The sequence below is a fragment of the Mycobacterium sp. MOTT36Y genome, from assembly GCF_000262165.1.
Lineage (GTDB): Bacteria > Actinomycetota > Actinomycetes > Mycobacteriales > Mycobacteriaceae > Mycobacterium > Mycobacterium intracellulare.
Map to the genome: position 1 here is coordinate 737,735 of NC_017904.1, position 16,580 is coordinate 754,314.

Genomic DNA, 16,580 nt, shown 5'->3' on the forward strand with positions numbered 1-16,580 from the left:
GCCCCTTCTCAAAATCTGTAGGGGCAGCCGCGCGCCCTGGCGGCACCGTCCCGTCTGTCGAGAAGCAGAACCGTCCCTGCTGACTGAAGGACGCTGCGAAGCTGCAATACCCGCAACACGCGGGGCCAAACTCGGACACGCGACCGTAAGCCCGCGCCCGGGCCGCTTGTGTCGGCGGCGTCCCGCTCCGAGGTCGGCTGCGGATTAAATCAAGCGCTTGACTTAACGGCCTGCGGCGGGTTGACTGGGCCGATGACCACCGTCGGCCGGACCGTGCGCACCGAGCGGGCCAGCTCCACTCAAGAGGCGATCTTGGTGGCCGCCGAGCGGCTCTACGCCGAGCACGGCATGTTCGCGGTGTCCAACCGACAAGTCAGCGAGGCTGCCGGCCAGGGCAACAACGCCGCGGTCGGCTACCACTTCGGCACCAAGGCCGACCTGGTGCGCGCGATCGAGCACAAGCACCGCGGACCCGTCGAACAGCTCCGCGAGCGGATGGTCGACGAGCTGTTGGCCTCCGGCGCCGCCGACGGCCGGGACGCCGAACTGCGCAACTGGGTGGCCTGCCTGGTGCGCCCGCTCACCGATCACCTCGAGGAGCTCGGAAATCCGACGTGGTACGCGCGGTTCGCGGCGCAGGCGATGACCGACCCCGCCTACTACAACATCATCGTCAAGGGCGCGCTCAGCTCGCCCTCGCTGGTTCAGGTCGTCGACGGCATCAACCGGTGTCTGCCCGAGCTGCCGGCCGAGGTGCACTTCGAACGCAACATCATGGCCCGAAACCTGTTGATGCACACCTGCGCCGACCGTGAACGCGCGCTTGTCGCGGGAACGTTGACGTCCCATCGTTCCTGGCGCGCTGCGGCGTCCGGGCTCATCGACGCGATCGTGGGCCTGTGGCTGGCGCCCGTGACGGCGTACGAGTGAGGTGGTTTGAAATGAAAGTGACTGTTGACCAAGATGTTTGCGCCTCGTCCGGGAACTGCGTCATGAATGCGCCCGAGGTGTTCGACCAGCGTGACGACGACGGCGTGGTCGTCCTACTCAATCCCAGTCCTGCGGCCGACCAGGCCGAAGGTGCGAGGCGGGCGGCGGCCGCCTGTCCCGCCCTGGCCATCCACATCGAGGAATAGAGATGTCAGACATTCTGACGAGTGCCACCACAGAGCAGACCGCCGACATTCCGGACTATCCGATGGCCAGGGAGCCGCGCTGCCCGTTCGCCCCGCCGCCGGACGTGATGGCGCTGGCCGAGTCCCGGCCGCTGTCTCGGGTGCGGATCTGGGATGGCAGTACGCCGTGGCTCATCACCGGCTACGAGCAAGTGCGCGAGCTGTTCTCGGATTCGCGGGTCAGCGTCGACGACCGGGTGCCCGGCTTCCCGCACTGGAACGAAGGCATGTTGTCGACCGTGCACAAGCGGCCCCGGTCGGTGTTCACCTCCGACGGCGAGGAGCACACCCGGTTCCGGCGGATGCTCTCCAAGCCCTTCACGTTCCGGCGGGTGGAGGGTCTGCGCCCGACGATCCAGCAGATCACCGACGACCACATCGACACGATGCTGGCCGGCCCGCAGCCCGCGGATGTCGTTGCCGCCATTGCGCTTCCGGTTCCGTCGCTGGTGATCAGCCAATTGCTGGGCGTGCCTTACGAGGACGCCGAGATGTTCCAGCACCACGCCAACGTCGGCCTCGCGCGCTTTGCCGCCGCCGAGGACACCATGAAGGGCGCGATGAGCCTGCACAAGTACCTGGCTCAGCTGGTGGAAGCCAAGATGGAAAACCCTGCGGAAGACGCGGTTTCCGACCTCGCCGAGCGGGTCAAGGCCGGCGAGCTCAGCGTCAAGGAAGCCGCGCAGCTGGGCACCGGATTGCTGATCGCCGGGCACGAGACGACCGCGAACATGATCGGGCTCGGAGTGCTTGCGCTGCTGGAGAATCCGGACCAGGCCGCCGTCATCCGCGATGCCGAGGATCCGAAGATTCTCGCCAACGCGGTGGAGGAATTGCTGCGCTACCTCAGCATCATCCAAAACGGACAGCGCCGCGTCGCCGTGGAAGACATTCATATCGGTGGCGAGACCATTCGTGCCAACGAGGGCATCATCATCGACCTGGCACCGGCCAACTGGGATGCGCAGGCCTTCGCCGAACCCGATCGCCTGTACCTGCACCGCTCGGGAGCCGATCGCAATGTGGCCTTCGGCTACGGCCGCCACCAGTGCGTGGGCCAGCAGTTGGCGCGGGCGGAACTGCAGATCGTGTTCCAGACCCTGCTGCGCCGCGTCCCGACCATGGCGCTGGCCGTGCCGATCGAAGAAGTCCCGTTCAAGCATGACCGCCTCGCCTACGGCGTCTACGAACTGCCGGTGACCTGGTAGCCAGCTCGCTGCCTTTGAAAGAACTGCCGACAACAGCGGATCCGAATGGAGGGTCAACGATGACGACTCAAGCAAGCACGCTCTACCCGCCCGGAGGCTATGGCGCTCCGAAGGACCGGCGCGGCCACGCCGCCGGCAGCGATGTGGGCCTGCCCGCCGGGACCGTGGTCTTCTCGGCCGACAACCACATCTCGCTCGCCGATGACATCTTCTACCAACGCTTCCCGGAAGACCTGAAGGACAAGGCGCCGCGGATCTGGTACGAGGAGGGCGCCTACCAGGTCGGCCGCAAGGGGCAGTCGTTCCTGCCGGGTGATTTCAGCGCGGTCCTGATGCAGTACGACGACCTGCCCGGCGCCGCCAGCACCAACATCGAGGCCCGGATTCAGGAATTGCACGACGACGGAGTCGAGAAGGAACTGGCTTTTCCCAACGCGGTGCTGGCGCTGTTCCACTACCCGGACAAGCAACTTCGCGAGCTTGCCTTCCGCATCTACAACGAATACATCGCTGAGTTGCAGGAGCGCTCCGGCGGCCACTTCTACGGGGCGGGCCTGATCAACTGGTGGGACCCTCGGGGGACCCGCAAGACCCTCGACGAGCTGAAGTCCCTGGGACTCAAGACGTTCCTATTGCCGCTCAACCCGGGCAAGGACGACGAGGGCAACATCATCGACTACGGCAGTACCGCGATGAAACCGGTCTGGGACGAGATCGAGGCCGCCGGCCTGCCGGTGACCCACCACATCGGCGAGACCCCGCCGAAGACCCCGTGTCAGTTCAACAGCGTGGTGGTCGGCATGATGATCAACGTCGACGGCTTCCGCGAGCAGTTCGCCAAGTATCTCTTCACCGGAATTCTCGACGATCATCCCGGGCTGCGGATCGGCTGGTTCGAGGGCGGAATCGCCTGGGTGCCATGGGCTTTGCAGGACGCCGAACACCTGGTCGCGTCCTATCAGCACATGTTCAACCGGCCGCTGCAGCACGATGTGCGCTACTACTGGGACACCCATATGAGCGCGTCGTTCATGGTCGATCCCCTGGGCCTGCAGCTGATCGACCAGATCGGGGTGGACAGGGTGATGTGGTCCAGCGACTACCCGCACAACGAAAGCACCTATGGCTACTCGGAGAAGTCGCTGAAGGCCGTTGTCGACGCCGTCGGTCCGGCGAACGCGAAGAAGATCGTCAGCGACAACATCACAACGTTCTTGGGCCTGTAGTGAAGACGATCGCAGACCTGGGCACCAGCAGCGGCAACGGACTGGTGATTCCGGAAACACCCGACCTGGCGCGCCTGCGCCGCGAGACGGGAGCGCGGCTGCGGTCGGCGATGACCGAACGCGGCGTCGACGCGATGATCCTGCTCGGCAACAACGCCGTCGTCTACGCCACCGGCGCAAGTTGGCCACTGGGCGACGCCGGACTGTCCTATGTCGAGCGCCCGGTGGCCGTGGTGCTCGCCGACGACGAATGGCCGCACCTGTTCCTCCCGTTCCGGGAGGGGGCCGCACAGGAGTCGGATCTGCCCGCCGACCACCTGCACGGGCCGGTCTATCTCGAATTCGACGAGGGCGTGACCCATTTCGCGCGGACACTCGCCGAGCTGATCCCGGCCAAATCGGTGGTCGCTGTCGACGAATGCACGGGGGCGATGTCGCGCGCCGCGAACGTCCTGTTCCCGAACGGGGCCCCGGTCGACGCCGCGGCCGTCGTCAGCGCGGCCAAGTCGGTCAAGACCCCGGACGAACTGTCGTGCATGCGCACCGCCATCCGGATCACCGACGAGGCCATGGTCGAGGTGCAGAAGCAGCTGGCGCCCGGGATACGCCAGATCGATTTGTCGGCAAGCTTTTTGCGACGCGCCTTCGAGCTGGGCGCCACGGCCAGCATGCTCGAACCGATCTGGCAGGTGATGCCGCCCAGCAAGGCCGAGGGCGTGTGGACCACGCACGGCGACCTGGCGTTGCCGCTGCTGAGCACCGAGCGCGAGCTGGCCGAGGGCGACGTGCTGTGGACCGACGTCAGCATCACCTACCAGGGCTACTGCTCGGACTTCGGACGTACCTGGATCGTCGGGCGGGACCCCTCCCCGCGCCAACAGGCGCAGTTCGACACCTGGTTCGAGATCATGACCGCCGTCCTGGGTGTCGCCAAGGCCGGCGCCACCGCGGCGGACCTCGGCCGGGCCGCGATCAAGGCCAACGGCGGCACCAAGCCCTGGCTGCCACACTTCTACCTGGGCCACGGCATCGGCGTCAATGCCGCCGAAATGCCGATGATCGGAACGGATCTCGGCCAGGAGTTCGACGAGAATTTCGTTCTTCAATCCGGGATGGTGCTGGTTTTGGAGCCCGTGGTGTGGGAGGACGGCACCGGCGGCTACCGCAGCGAAGAGGTCCTGGTGATCACCGAGGAAGGCTGGATCCGTTTGACCGACTACCCCTATGACCCCTATGGGAACTGAAGTCCTGCCCGACGACCGCGCGCTGCGCTCGGGGCGTCGCCAGCGGGCGCTCGACCAGATGGCCGCGCACGACCTCGATGTCCTGGTCCTCGGCCGGCAAGCCAATGTCCGTTACGTCACCGGCGCGCCGCAGCTTTGGGTCGCCGGCACCCGGCCGTTCGGTCCGACCTGTGTGGTGGTGCGGGAGACCGGTGCCGTGCACCTCCTCAGCACGTGGGACGAGGGCGTGCCCGACGACATCCCCCACGAGAACCTCTACGGCATCTCGTGGAACCCGGTGAACACCATGTCGGCGCTGCAGCGCATCGACGGGGCGGCCGATGCGAGGCGGGTCGGAACCGACGCGCTCTCACCGGTTTTCGCGCAGCTGCTGCCGACCGCATTCCCCAACGCCCAGCTGATCGATGGCGAGCTCGCTATGCGGGCGGCACGCCGCGTCAAGACGGCGGAAGAGATCGCCGCGGTGCGGGAGTCCGTCGCGGTGGCCGAATCGGCCCTGGCGGCCGCAGTCGCGGAATTGCGGCCCGGGGTGAGCGAACAAGCGCTGGCCGGCGTCGTGTTGGAGGCCTCGGCGGCCGGCGGCGTGAGCACGCCGTCGAATCAAGACGTCGCGTGGGCGACCTCGCGCACGCACCCGTGGCGGCGCGCCGACGGCGGTGACCGTGTTCAAGGCCGCATCGAGGACGGCGATCTGGTGGCGTTCTCCGCGGGAGTCCTGGCCGGCGGGTACGTCGGCGAGGTGGGACGCACCTGGCCGGCCGGCAAGAAGCAGGTTCCCGGCGGCGCCGCGGCCCTGTATCGGCGCTGGGACAGCCTGTGGGACAGGCTGATCGGGGCCTGTCGGCCCGGCGCCGGCGCGGCCGAGCTGATGGCCGCGTACCACGCCGCGGGGGAGCCGGACCCACCGATGCCGGTCGCCCGTGGCCTGGGCATGGGGTTCGACCCACCCGTCGTCTCCAAGCATCTGCCCGCCACCGCGGCCGGCGAACGTCTGGAACCGGGGATGGTGCTCGCCGTGACGGGTTATGTCTGGGAAGAAGGAGTCGGCGCGGTATTCGGGCGAGAAGCGGTCCTGATCACCGCCGACGGTCCGGAAGTGCTCACCGCCAGCCCGTTCTGGCAGCCCTAGCCATGACCGATCCCGCAGAGCCACCGGCCGACGAGATCATCCGGTACGACAAAGACGCCGAGACGCGGATCGCCACGATCACGTTCGACCGCCCGGATTACCTCAACGCGCCGACGATCGCCGCGCGCCTGCGCTACGCGGATCTGTTGCACCGCGCCAGCATTGACGACGACGTCAAGGTCCTGGTGGTCCGCGGAGCCGGCGACGACCTCGGCTCGGGTGCGGACCTGGTCGAGGTGATGCGGGTCCGTGCCGCGGCCGACCAAGGGCCGCGGCTCGCCGAATACCGGATCGGTGCCCAGGAGGTCAGGCACCCGCCGGAGGGCTCGTTTCGCAACGGCGCCACGCTCGGTCAGTGGTATGCCAATCCGAATTCCGGCATCCGCGGCCTGCAGGATTTCAAGAAGATCAGCATCCTCGAAGCCAAGGGCTACTGCTACGGCTGGCACTTCTACCAGGCCGCCGACGCGGACCTGGTGATCGCCAGCGACGACGCCCTGTTCGGACATCCGTCGTTCCGGTATTACGGCTGGGGCCCCCGCATGTGGTGGTGGGCGCAGACCATGGGCATCCGCAAATTCCAGGAAATGGTGTTCACCGGACGGGCTTTCACCGCCGCCGAGATGTACGACTGCAACTTCCTCAACAGCGTGGTGCCCAGGGACCAACTCGAGGCGGAGGTCGAGAAGTACGCCTTGGCCTGCGCCCGCAACCGCCCCGCCGACACCGTCTTCATGCAGAAGGTGTTCTTCGAGATCATGAAGCAGTTCCAGGGCGAGTATCTGGGCAGCATGCTCAGCGGTGTCTTCGAGTCGATGGGCGCCATGGTTCGCCCGGATGTCGGTGACGAGCTGACGCTCGCTGACGCCATGGAACAGGGGCTGGGTGATGCGGTCAAAGACAACGACGGCAAGTTTCCCGCCGAGTGGCGCCTGAGCAAGAAAGCCCGCAAAAAAGCCAAAGCGAAGAAAAAGAACTCGTGACGCCATCCCGGGTCGAACCGCCACTGACCGGCTATACGGTGATCGATCTGTCCACCGGCATAGCGGGCGCCTACTGCACCAAGTTGCTCTGCGACGGTGGCGCCGATGTCGTGAAAGTCGAGCCGCTGCAAGGAGATCCGCTGCGCAAATGGTCTGCCTCGGGCGCGCCCATCGCGCCCGGCGACGACGGCGCGTTGTTCGGCTTCCTGGCCGGTGCAAAACACAGCGTCATCGCCGACCCCTCCGACGAGGACGACGCCGAGCTGGTGAACCGGCTCCTGGCCTCCGCGGACGCGGTGGTCTGGTCCGCCGGTTCGGCCGTGGCCGAGCACCCGGCCTTTGCGCCGCGCGCCATCCACCGGCGGCACCCGCACCTGACCGTCACGGCGATCACGCCGTTCGGGCTGGAAGGCCCCTGGCGTGACCGCGCCGCAACGGAATTCACGCTGCAGGCGTGGTCGGGAGGAATCGTCGGGCTCGGCCGCGGCGAGCAGGAACGCCCGCCCGTCTTCGTCGGCGGTCAGGTCGGCGAGTACCTGGCCGGAGCCTACGCGAGCGCGGCCACCCTGGCGTCGCGATGGCGCCGCTTCGACGGTGGGCCAGGTGAACTGCTGGACCTGTCGATGCTCGAGACGCAGATCCTGTGCCTCACCTATTACCCGGTGTCGTACTTCGAGGTGCTCGGGCGGCCGTGGCGGGACATGCGACGGCCGACGATTCCGGGCGTGGCTCAGGCGAAAGACGGACTGGTGGACCTCGGCTGCGGGACCGCGCAGCAGTGGTTCGACTTGTGCGCGATGGTGGGCCACCCGGAGTGGATCGACGAGGAATCGCCGCTGTCGATCACGGAGCAGGCCAACATCCACGCCGAGGAGCTCTTCGACTGGCTGGCCCACACCACGGTCGCCGAAATCCGGGAACTCGCTTCGGCGTTCCGTATTCCCAACGCGCCGGTAGCCAACGGCGCCAACGTCACGTCGTTCGATCAGTTCGTGGAACGCGGTTCGTTCGTCCGCAATCCGCGCGACGGCTACCAGCAGCCGGGGCACCCCTACCGGATGCGGCCGGCGCAGTTGCGCGGACCGCGTCCGGCGCCGCGGTTGGGGGCGCACACCGAGCATTACCGGGCCGCGAACCTCCCCGCCCGCCCCGCGCCGACGGGCGGAGCAAAAGCGCTGCCACTCAGCGGTATCCGAGTGCTGGACATGACGACATTCTGGGCGGGACCCTGCGCCACGCACCTTATGGCGATGCTCGGCGCCGAGGTCATCCACGTCGAATCGACGCGACGGCCGGACGGCACGCGGCTGATCGCCGGCGTGCCGGCCACCGAGGAGCAATGGTGGGAGAAGTCGCCGATCTTCGAGGCGCTGAACACCAACAAGAAGGGTCTGACGCTGGACCTGCAGAGCCCGCGCGGCAGGGAGTTGCTGCGCCGGCTCATCGCCACCTGCGACGTCGTCGTGGAAAACTTCACCCCCCGGGTGCTGGACCAGATCGGGCTGGATTTCGCCACCGTTCAATCGATTCGGCCCGACGTGGTGATGGTGCGGATGCCCGGCTTCGGCCTCGAAGGGCCATGGCGTGACAATCCCGCCTTCGCCTACGTCATCGAAGCCGCCGCCGGAGTCAGTTGGCTCACCGGCTACCCCGACCGCACACCCTATGACCCGTATTCGATCGGCGACCCCAATGCCGGTGTGCACGCGGCCAACGCCCTGCTACTGGCGCTGGAGCATCGCCGCCGAACCGGTGAGGGCGTGTTCGTCGAAGCGGCAATGGTCGACGCGGCCCTGAGCATCTCGGCCGAGCAGGTCATCGAGTACTCGGCGTACGGGGCGCTGCTCGAGCGCGCCGGCAACCGTGGACCGGCGGCCGCACCGCAGAACCTCTACCTCAGCGCGGATATCGACGAATTCGGCCGGCTCGACAGCTGGGTCGCCATCGCCGTGGCCACCGACGATCAGTGGGTGAAGCTGTGTCGCGCAATCGGATCACCCTCCTGGGCAACCGATCCCGGGCTGACGACGCACGCCGGCCGCAGTGAGCACCACGATCTGATCGACGAACAACTCGCAGCCTGGTGCCAACGGCGCAGCCGCGACGAGATCGTCGCAACCCTCTGGGACGCCGGAGTGCCGGTGGCCAAGGTCATGCAACCGCATCGTCAAACCGAGCTGGAGCAGTTGGCGTTCCGCGGCTTCTTCGAAGAGGTCGACCACCCGGTCAACGGTGCGGCTAGGCTCAGCACCGTGCCGATGAGATGCTCAGCCGGGCCCGACAAGTTCCACACCGAGCACGCGCCGCTGCTCGGGCAGCACAACCGCGAGCTGCTGGCCGGGCTCGGGTTGTCCGACGCCGAGATCGCCGCCCTGGAATCCGACGGTGTCATCGGCCGCGCGCCGGCGATGCACGGCTGATCGACGATGGCGATCGACCCCTCGAACATCCTGCTGACCGGCCGCGTCGCGGTGGTGACCGGCGGGGGCGCGGGCATCGGCCGCGGCATCGCGGCCGGAATGACGGCCTTCGGCGCCCGGGTGGCGATCTGGGAGCGCGACGCCCAAACCTGCGCACAGGCAGCCGAATCCATCGGCGCCCTGGGGATCGTCACCGATGTCCGAGACGGCGGCCAGGTGGATGCCGCGCTGGAACGCACCATCGCGGAACTCGGCACGCCGACGATCCTGGTGAACAACGCCGGCGGCGTGTTCTCCTCGCCGTTGCTGGAAACGAGCGAAAACGGTTGGGACGCGCTCTATCGCGCCAACCTGCGCCACGTGCTGCTGTGCAGCCAGCGCGTCGCCCGGAAGATGGTGTCCGAGGGCCTGCCCGGCAGCATCGTCTCGCTGACCTCGATCGAGGGCGTGCGGGCGGCGCCGGGCTACGCCGCCTACGCGGCCGCCAAGGCCGGCGTCATCAACTACACCAAGACCGCGGCGCTGGAATTGGCGCCGCACGGGATCCGGGTCAACGCGATAGCCCCCGACATCACGCTCACCGAAGGCCTCGCGCAGCTCGGCGGCGAGGCCGCGACGAGCGCCATGCGCGACATGGTGCCGCTGGGCCGACCCGGCCATGTCGACGAAATCGCCAGCGCGGCAGTATTTCTGGCCTCCGACATGGCGGCCTATCTGACCGGCCAGACGCTGCACATCGACGGCGGCACCCAGGCCTCCAGCGGGTGGTATCACGACCCCCGGACCGGCGACTACCGGCTGGGCCCGCCGACCTAGCGCGACGACGATGCGGCCTGGAACAGGCCGCTGAGAAGTCGGGCCATTTGACCTAGTGCGTCCAGCCCTCGGCGGCCTGTTCGTCGAAGGTCCGGTCGATGCGCTCGAACCTGCGGCGGATGGACGCCCGGGCCGCCGCGTGCGGCAGGATGTACAGCCGGTTGGCCAGGATCGCATCGGCGGTCAGCCGCGCGACATCGTCGGCGCCGACGCTCTCGTCCTGGGTGGGCAACGTCCCGAACGCCGCCTCGGGACTGGCCGACAGCCCGTAGTCCGCGCCGCTGATTCGCTCGGAATTGGAGACCAGCTTGGTTTCCACGACCATCGGGCACAACACCGATACGCCAATGCCATTGCCCTTGACCTCACGCGCCAGTGTCTCGGCGAGGCCGACGACACCGTATTTGGCGACGCCGTACGTCCCGAGACCGGCGTTGGGCACCAACCCGGCGAAGGACGCGGTGAAGGCGATGTGCCCGCCGCTGCCCTGTTCGATCAACCTGGGCACGAAGGCCTCGACGGCATGGATCGATCCCCATAGGTCGATGTCGATCACCCAGCGCCAGTCGTCGTGGTTCATCTGGCCGATCGGCCCCGCGACGACGATGCCGGCATTGCTGAAAACGACGTCGACGCTGCCGAGCAACCGGAAGGCTTCGTCGGCGAGGTGAACCATCTCGTCGAGATTCCGGACGTCGCAGACCACTCCGTGTGCGTCGAAACCCTCGCCGCGCAGCCGATTCACCGCCTGTTCCAGCGCGGGTTGATCGACGTCGGAGAGCACCAGGCGGGCGCCGCGGCGGGCGAATTCGGTGGCCGTGGCCAAGCCGATGCCGCTGGCGCCGCCGGTGACCACGGCCCCTCGGCCGTCGAAGCCAGACAGAAAGCCGTCCATGGGACGGAACTCTATTTCAGGCAGCTACCCGCGTCGATCGGCAGGGTAGCACCGGTGATGTAGCGCGCCTCGTCCGAGGCGAAGAACAGCACCGCGTTGCTGATGTCGATCGGCTCGACCCACGGGATCGGCAGCGTGTGGAACAGCTGACAGATCGGCGCCATGTCGTCGGGGCCCGGGTTCTCCAGGTCCGGCCGGAACATCTTGAACGTGCCCTCGTTGTGCAGCATGGGCGTTTTGACGTGCGTGGGGTGCACGGAGTTGACGCGAATCATGTGCTGTCCCAACTCAACTCCGAAGGCGCGCATGAGCCCGACGACGCCGTGCTTGGCCGCGACGTAGTGGCCGGTGTGGGGATAGGCCTTGAGGCCGCCGACCGAGCTGGTCAGGATGATGGATCCGCCGCGACCGCCGGCCAGAAGATGGGGCACACCGGCTTTCACGGTTTTCCACACCCCGGCCAGGTTGATGTCGATCATCTCGGTCCAGTCTTCTTCGCTGGTCTTGTCCAAAGTCTCTCCGCCGTTGCCGATTCCGGCGTTGGCCACGATGATGTCGAGCCGGCCGAGTTGCTCGACGCCGCTGTCGACCGCCGCCTTGAGCGCGTCGTAGTCGCGCACGTCGACTTCGGCCGTGAAGATCCTGCGGTTGTGCCCCTTGACCAGGTCGGCGGTCTCGGCGAGGTCCTCGGGCGTCGACGCCGGGATCGCGGTGTCCAGCACGCCCTCGCGGATGGGCTTGCAGATGTCGACGGCGATGATGTCGGCGCCCTCCTCCGCCAATCGCACCGCATGGCTGCGGCCCTGACCGCGCGCCGCTCCGGTGACCAAGGCGACTTTGCCCTCAACACGTCCGGTCATGGCTACCTCAACTCCTGACTTGATCTGATCGGCTCGCCTGCGCGGAGAACAATCGCGTCCCCGGATCGTGGGTCTTGCCGCTTTTGAACTCTGTCATTCGGCCAACACGGGTGTCAATGGCGAATCCGTTTCGGCCATTTGTGGTTCTAGATATTAGAGAATCTCATTCTCACGGGCAAACGGCGTGCGCTATCTGCTCAGCTCCGGAGTGAGGAAGATTACGGCCCGTGGGGGCGTGCTACGCGACGAAACCGCGCGAGCAGAAGTCCCATACCTCTTCTGCGGTGATGGGGTGGGTCGTCGCGTCGTCGGGGCCGCCGCTGGACTGCGCGATGAACATCACCGTCTGCATGGTCATGGCGGCCACGCGCTTGGGATTGATGGTGTTACGCAACTTGCCGGCATCGTGAGCCGCGTCCATCAGTTCCGTCAGCAACGCCAGGAGCGGAGCATGCGCGACCTTGACCTCGGCCGGATGCGTCACCAGCAGCCGCGGAGCAAAGTCGGTGAACAGCGGGCGCTTGGCGGTCGGATCCGGGCGCGAGGCCTCGTACAGCAGTTGCACGGCGACCTGCAGCCGCTCCAGCGGATCCGTGTGGCTTTCCGTGGCGGCGCGGATCTGGTCGGCCGAGCGGCTCAGCGCGTCTTCGAACAGCGCCAGCAACAGCTCGTGCTTGCCGTCGAACTGCAGGTAGAAGCTGCGCAGCGACTGGCGGGAGCGGTCGACGACCTCCTGGACGGTAAAGTCGGTGCTGCCCTTTTCGATGATGATGGCCTGGGCGGCGTCGAGGAAGCGCTGAACACGTTGCGCCGCACGCAGTTTCGCCGTCTTGATGGACCGCTCGACAGCGCGTTGCTTCCAGGCCGGCTCTTCGCTGGGACTGGTCACGGCCGACTCAGGTGATTGCCGCGCTGGGAGAACATGGTTGGACTCTACCGGAGAACGCCGTGACATCGCTGCGCTCGACCCCCTCACGGATCACGTGTCGGAGATTGTAACTTTCTTACCACGAGAATACTATTCTCTTAGACGTGTGTATGGAAGCGTAATCGCAAGAGTGAACCGCGCCGCTGGCGGAAAGCGTGATCTACCGGCGGCGCGATTGCGCTCAGGACCATTTCGGGAAGTGCCGTGCAGCTGACGTTTGACGCCGACGTGGAGGCGTTCCGCGCCGAATTCATCGCGTTCCTCGATGAACATCTGCCTTCCGAGGCCGAGGCACTCGACCGGCCGCGGTCGAGTTCGGACATCCCTACGTGGGCCCGCCGTTGGCAACGCCTGCTGTTCGACAGCGGATGGCTACTGCCCGGCAACCCGCCCGAGTTCGGCGGGCGCAACGCGACGCTGCTGCAGCAATACGTGTACCAAGAAGAGTTGTCACGACGGCGGATCTATCAAAGCTTCAACCCGCAGGGCGTGGGCATCATCGCGGCGTCGTTGTTGACGTTCGGCACCCCCGAACAGAAGCAGCGCTGGGCGGTGCCGATCCTGCGGGCGGAGATCACCGCGTCACTGGGCATGAGCGAACCGGGCGCGGGATCCGACCTCGCGTCGCTGAAAACCCGTGCGGTGCTTGACGGCGACCACTTCGTCGTCAACGGGCAGAAGGTGTGGACATCGGGCGCCCATCACGCCGACGTGCTGTTGACGTTCGTGCGCACCGATCCGGGCGCCCCAAAGCACAAGGGCATCAGCGCGTTACTGATTCCGACCGACACCCCCGGTGTGGTCCGCCGTCCATTCGCGTCGATGGGCGACATCGAAGACGTCGACTTCAACGAGGTCTTCTTCACCGACGCGCGGGTGCCGGCCGAGAACCTGGTGGGGGAGCTCGACGCGGGCTGGCGCGTGGCGACCGGTTCGCTCGGTCACGAACGCGCGATGCTGTGGCTGGATTACGCAGACATGTTGCACGCGCTGACCGTCGAGTCCAGGCCCGCGGGGCCCGTCCAGCGGGATCGCTACGCGACGCTGGTGATGGATTTCTACGCGATGCGACTGCTCGGGTCGGCGACGCTGGCCAAAGCCGCGCGCGGCGAAGAGGACGTGCCGGCCCAGTCGGTGCTCAAACTGCTGGGATCGGAGGCAATGCAACGCGCCTGCGAAGACGCGCTGGGCGCCAAGGGCGGGGAGGGACTGGCGTTGCACGGGGTCACCGCCCCGTTCGCCCCACTCAACCTGGACAGCCACTACGGCGCCTGGTTCGACCGGTACGCGCGCACGTTCGCCGCGACCATCGCCGGCGGCACCTCGGAAATTCAGCGCAACATCATCGCCGAACGCGTGCTCGGGCTGCCGCGGAATTGATCCGCGCCTCAGTGCCTGGCGACGTCCAGCCTGGCGTAATAGCCGATGGCGACGAGACCGACCAGTATCGCGATCACGCCTAAAACCATTCCCGCCAACGCGGTTCGGGGATTGTTCGCCTCCCCGCGGGCGACGCGCCGCCGGGCGACGTCGCCCGTCACCACCGCCGCGATACCGAACGGCACCCCGAGCATCATCCAACACGTGATGAGCCCGACCAGGCCCAGCAGCAGCGAGGCGACGCCGGCCTCGTTGCGCGGTGCGTCGGGGTGACTCATTGCGTCCCATCCTTGTGGTGTCGGGACGAGTCTACGTGGACGCCGCCGAGAAGAGGCCCGCCGATCGTCATCGCGCGGGCCGATCCGTCACAGCTGGGCAAGCCGTGGGGCGTATCCCGTTGTCACCAAAGCTCTTCCGGCATCGCGAGTCAGTTCTCGCGCGCTTCCCAGCAGTCCGTCGAGAATGAGCGAGCGCTTGATGTGGTGGTGCAGCGGGTGTTCGGCGGTGAATCCGACACCGCCGAGCACCTGCTGGCAGTGCCGTGCTGCGGTCAGCGCCGCCTGGCCGGCCGCGGCTTTGGCCAGCAGTGCGGCTAGCCCCTCGTCGTCGCACCCGGTGGCGGCCTGCAGCGTCGCCTCGGCGCCCTCGATGGCCACCAGCGTCTCGGCCAGACGGTGTCGGATCGCCTGGAAGGAGCTGATGTGGCGACCGAACTGAACGCGGTCCAGGGCATGTTGACGGGCCAGCGAGAGCATGGCGCGGCTGGTGCCGACCAGCCACCAGCCAAGGGCGCGCCATCCCGCGTGCAGCGCGGCCGATGGCAATGGATCGCCTTGCGGCACAGGGTGTATGGGAAGCAGCTCGTCGATCGCCGCGTCGGACTCGTCGCGACGCTCCCACAGCACCCAGGACCCGCCGGCGAACGGCAGCGGAAGCGCGCCCCCGGGCGCATCACCGGCCGCGCACAGCAGCACATCGTTGAGCACGGGCGCGTGCGAGCCGGTCTCGCCGAGCATCTTGAAGACCAACGGTATTGCGGCGTCGGGCATTTCGTCGAGCATGTCGCGCCAGCCGAGGTCGGTCAGTGCGGCGTCGAGCTTGGCTCCGGAGGCGGCGCCCATCGTCGTCCGCAACGCGTCGGCCAGCAGACGCAGCGATTCGGGGTCTGACTCGGTGTTCGGCGAAGGCGTCACGGTCACTCCTTCCCGAGGTCGAGCAATCGGCGGGCGATGATATTGCGCTGGATCTCGGCGGTACCGCCATAGATCGTCGCCGCGCGCGAGTACAGGTACTCCGAACGCCACGGTGTGTCTTCGAGTTCGAGCTTCCCCGGCAACAGGTCATGGACGGTGTCGTAGAGGCGCTGCTCGGCGGCGGCCAACAACACCTTGTCGATGGAGGTGTCCGGGCCCAGGCGGGCCCCGTCGCGCATCCGGTGCTGGGTGGCGCGCGAACGGCAGCGCAGGGTGTGCAGCGCCAGATAGGCTGCGCCCAGCGCGGATTCGTCGGGCTCACCGATCTCGGACGCTTCGGCGATCAGGTCGTCGAACCGGGAGTAGAGGTAAGCGATTCGCTGCCAGAAGCAGGAGGAACGCTCATAGGGCAGCAGGTCCATGGCGAGCCGCCAGCCGTCCCCAGGCCGGCCGAGCATCCTGCTCGCCGGAATCACCACGTCGTCGTAGTACACCTCGCAGAATTCGTCGACGCCGTGCATGGTGCGCAGTGGCCGGATGGTGATGCCGGGGGTGTCGAGGTCGACGAAGAAGGCGGTGATGCCGTCGTGGCCCGGCGCGGTGCGGGTGAGCAGGACGCACCGCGTCGAGAACTGCGCGAAGCTGGTCCACACCTTTTGCCCGTTGACGACCCAGTTGTCGCCCTGCTGGGTCGCGCGAGTGGTCAGCGACGCGAGGTCACTGCCGGATCCCGGTTCGGAAAAGCCCTGGCACCATTGCTCTTCGCCGCTCAGCAGCCGCGGCACCATCTCCGCGGCGAGCTCCGGGGGCGCGTAGTCGATCATGGTGGGTGCCAGCACTTCGAGCATCGAGTACGGGCCGGGTTCGGCCAGCCGACGGCCCACCACTTCTTCGCCGACGACCGCGCGCAGCACCGCCGGACCGCCCAATCCGCCGACGTCCTCCGGCCAGCCGTAGCGCATCCAATCGGCGTCGTAGAGCGCGCGACTGACCCGGGCGAACTGCTGCATGTGGCCCCGCAGCGAGTGGTCGGGCCCGGGTGTCAGATCGTTGTCGTCGAGCCACGCGCGCAGGTCCGCCCGGAACTGCTCGACATTCACCGCACCGTCGATCGCTTGGCTCC

16 protein-coding genes are annotated in these 16,580 nt (G+C 67.2%); 10 read left to right on the top strand and 6 right to left on the bottom strand.

Annotated features, from left to right (window positions below; genetic code table 11):
- The first annotated feature begins 252 nt into the window (after positions 1–252).
- From W7S_RS03685 to W7S_RS03725, 9 genes are all read left to right on the top strand, one after another.
- Positions 253–930 carry a TetR family transcriptional regulator gene (locus tag W7S_RS03685; RefSeq protein WP_008253633.1) on the top strand — a complete coding sequence of 226 codons (678 nt, stop codon included), beginning with the start codon at positions 253–255 and terminating at the stop codon, positions 928–930.
- Positions 931–941: 11 nt separating this feature from the next.
- Complete coding sequence (locus W7S_RS03690; protein WP_008253634.1) at positions 942–1,136, top strand: ferredoxin; 195 nt, start codon at positions 942–944, stop codon at positions 1,134–1,136.
- Positions 1,137–1,138: 2 nt separating this feature from the next.
- Entirely contained in the window at positions 1,139–2,383 is a 1,245-nt protein-coding gene (locus W7S_RS03695) for a cytochrome P450 (protein ID WP_008253636.1), read from the top strand.
- A gap of 164 nt (positions 2,384–2,547) precedes the next feature.
- Positions 2,548–3,609 (top strand): amidohydrolase family protein, encoded by a 1,062-nt coding sequence (locus tag W7S_RS03700; protein WP_170320577.1) that lies wholly within the window; start codon positions 2,548–2,550, stop codon positions 3,607–3,609.
- A complete protein-coding gene (locus tag W7S_RS03705) occupies positions 3,609–4,853 on the top strand; it encodes a Xaa-Pro peptidase family protein (protein ID WP_008253639.1) in 1,245 nt (414 codons plus the stop codon). The genes W7S_RS03700 and W7S_RS03705 overlap by 1 nt, the downstream gene beginning before the upstream one ends.
- Positions 4,843–5,982, top strand: a complete 1,140-nt coding sequence (locus W7S_RS03710) for a Xaa-Pro peptidase family protein (RefSeq protein ID WP_008253641.1) — start codon at positions 4,843–4,845, stop codon at positions 5,980–5,982. The genes W7S_RS03705 and W7S_RS03710 overlap by 11 nt, the downstream gene beginning before the upstream one ends.
- Before the next feature lie 2 nt (positions 5,983–5,984).
- Positions 5,985–6,965, top strand: a complete 981-nt coding sequence (locus W7S_RS03715) for an enoyl-CoA hydratase/isomerase family protein (protein ID WP_008253643.1) — start codon at positions 5,985–5,987, stop codon at positions 6,963–6,965.
- Positions 6,962–9,385: a CaiB/BaiF CoA-transferase family protein gene (locus W7S_RS03720; RefSeq protein ID WP_008253647.1), complete on the top strand. Its 2,424-nt coding sequence runs from the start codon at positions 6,962–6,964 to the stop codon at positions 9,383–9,385. The genes W7S_RS03715 and W7S_RS03720 overlap by 4 nt, the downstream gene beginning before the upstream one ends.
- A 6-nt stretch (positions 9,386–9,391) precedes the next feature.
- Positions 9,392–10,201: an SDR family NAD(P)-dependent oxidoreductase gene (locus tag W7S_RS03725; RefSeq protein WP_008253649.1), complete on the top strand. Its 810-nt coding sequence runs from the start codon at positions 9,392–9,394 to the stop codon at positions 10,199–10,201.
- Positions 10,202–10,253: 52 nt separating this feature from the next.
- On the opposite strand, the gene W7S_RS03730 is transcribed toward W7S_RS03725, so the two are convergent.
- The 3 genes from W7S_RS03730 to W7S_RS03740 all read right to left on the bottom strand — a co-directional run bounded on the left by W7S_RS03730 (position 10,254) and on the right by W7S_RS03740 (position 12,845).
- Positions 10,254–11,084: an SDR family NAD(P)-dependent oxidoreductase gene (locus W7S_RS03730; protein WP_085976475.1), complete on the bottom strand. Its 831-nt coding sequence runs from the start codon at positions 11,082–11,084 to the stop codon at positions 10,254–10,256.
- Between the two features lie 23 nt (positions 11,085–11,107).
- Positions 11,108–11,956 carry a mycofactocin-coupled SDR family oxidoreductase gene (locus W7S_RS03735; RefSeq protein WP_008253651.1) on the bottom strand — a complete coding sequence of 283 codons (849 nt, stop codon included), beginning with the start codon at positions 11,954–11,956 and terminating at the stop codon, positions 11,108–11,110.
- Positions 11,957–12,194: 238 nt separating this feature from the next.
- Positions 12,195–12,845, bottom strand: a complete 651-nt coding sequence (locus W7S_RS03740; protein WP_008253652.1) for a TetR/AcrR family transcriptional regulator — start codon at positions 12,843–12,845, stop codon at positions 12,195–12,197.
- Positions 12,846–13,088: 243 nt separating this feature from the next.
- Between W7S_RS03740 and W7S_RS03745 the strand changes: the two genes are divergently transcribed.
- On the top strand, positions 13,089–14,264 hold the full coding sequence (locus W7S_RS03745) for an acyl-CoA dehydrogenase family protein (protein WP_008253653.1): 1,176 nt from the start codon (positions 13,089–13,091) through the stop codon (positions 14,262–14,264).
- Between the two features lie 8 nt (positions 14,265–14,272).
- On the opposite strand, the gene W7S_RS03750 is transcribed toward W7S_RS03745, so the two are convergent.
- The 3 genes from W7S_RS03750 to W7S_RS03760 all read right to left on the bottom strand — a co-directional run bounded on the left by W7S_RS03750 (position 14,273) and on the right by W7S_RS03760 (position 16,557).
- Positions 14,273–14,542, bottom strand: coding sequence for a DUF4190 domain-containing protein (locus tag W7S_RS03750; RefSeq protein ID WP_008253654.1), 270 nt, complete (start codon positions 14,540–14,542; stop codon positions 14,273–14,275).
- Positions 14,543–14,629: 87 nt separating this feature from the next.
- Entirely contained in the window at positions 14,630–15,463 is an 834-nt protein-coding gene (locus W7S_RS03755) for an acyl-CoA dehydrogenase family protein (protein ID WP_008253656.1), read from the bottom strand.
- The gene (locus tag W7S_RS03760; RefSeq protein WP_008253657.1) at positions 15,460–16,557 is read right to left on the bottom strand and encodes an acyl-CoA dehydrogenase family protein; all 1,098 of its coding nucleotides are present in this window, start codon (positions 16,555–16,557) and stop codon (positions 15,460–15,462) included. The genes W7S_RS03755 and W7S_RS03760 overlap by 4 nt, the downstream gene beginning before the upstream one ends.
- Between the last annotated feature and the right edge of the window lie 23 nt (positions 16,558–16,580).

Bases quoted from the DNA above. Each gene is read 5' to 3' on its own strand.
- W7S_RS03685 (WP_008253633.1), top strand. From the start codon at position 253: ATGACCACCGTCGGCCGGACCGTGCGCACCGAGCGGGCCAGCTCCACT.
- W7S_RS03690 (WP_008253634.1), top strand. From the start codon at position 942: ATGAAAGTGACTGTTGACCAAGATGTTTGCGCCTCGTCCGGGAACTGC.
- W7S_RS03695 (WP_008253636.1), top strand. From the start codon at position 1,139: ATGTCAGACATTCTGACGAGTGCCACCACAGAGCAGACCGCCGACATT.
- W7S_RS03710 (WP_008253641.1), top strand. From the start codon at position 4,843: ATGGGAACTGAAGTCCTGCCCGACGACCGCGCGCTGCGCTCGGGGCGT.
- W7S_RS03715 (WP_008253643.1), top strand. From the start codon at position 5,985: ATGACCGATCCCGCAGAGCCACCGGCCGACGAGATCATCCGGTACGAC.
- W7S_RS03725 (WP_008253649.1), top strand. From the start codon at position 9,392: ATGGCGATCGACCCCTCGAACATCCTGCTGACCGGCCGCGTCGCGGTG.
- W7S_RS03735 (WP_008253651.1), bottom strand. From the start codon at position 11,956: ATGACCGGACGTGTTGAGGGCAAAGTCGCCTTGGTCACCGGAGCGGCG.
- W7S_RS03750 (WP_008253654.1), bottom strand. From the start codon at position 14,542: ATGAGTCACCCCGACGCACCGCGCAACGAGGCCGGCGTCGCCTCGCTG.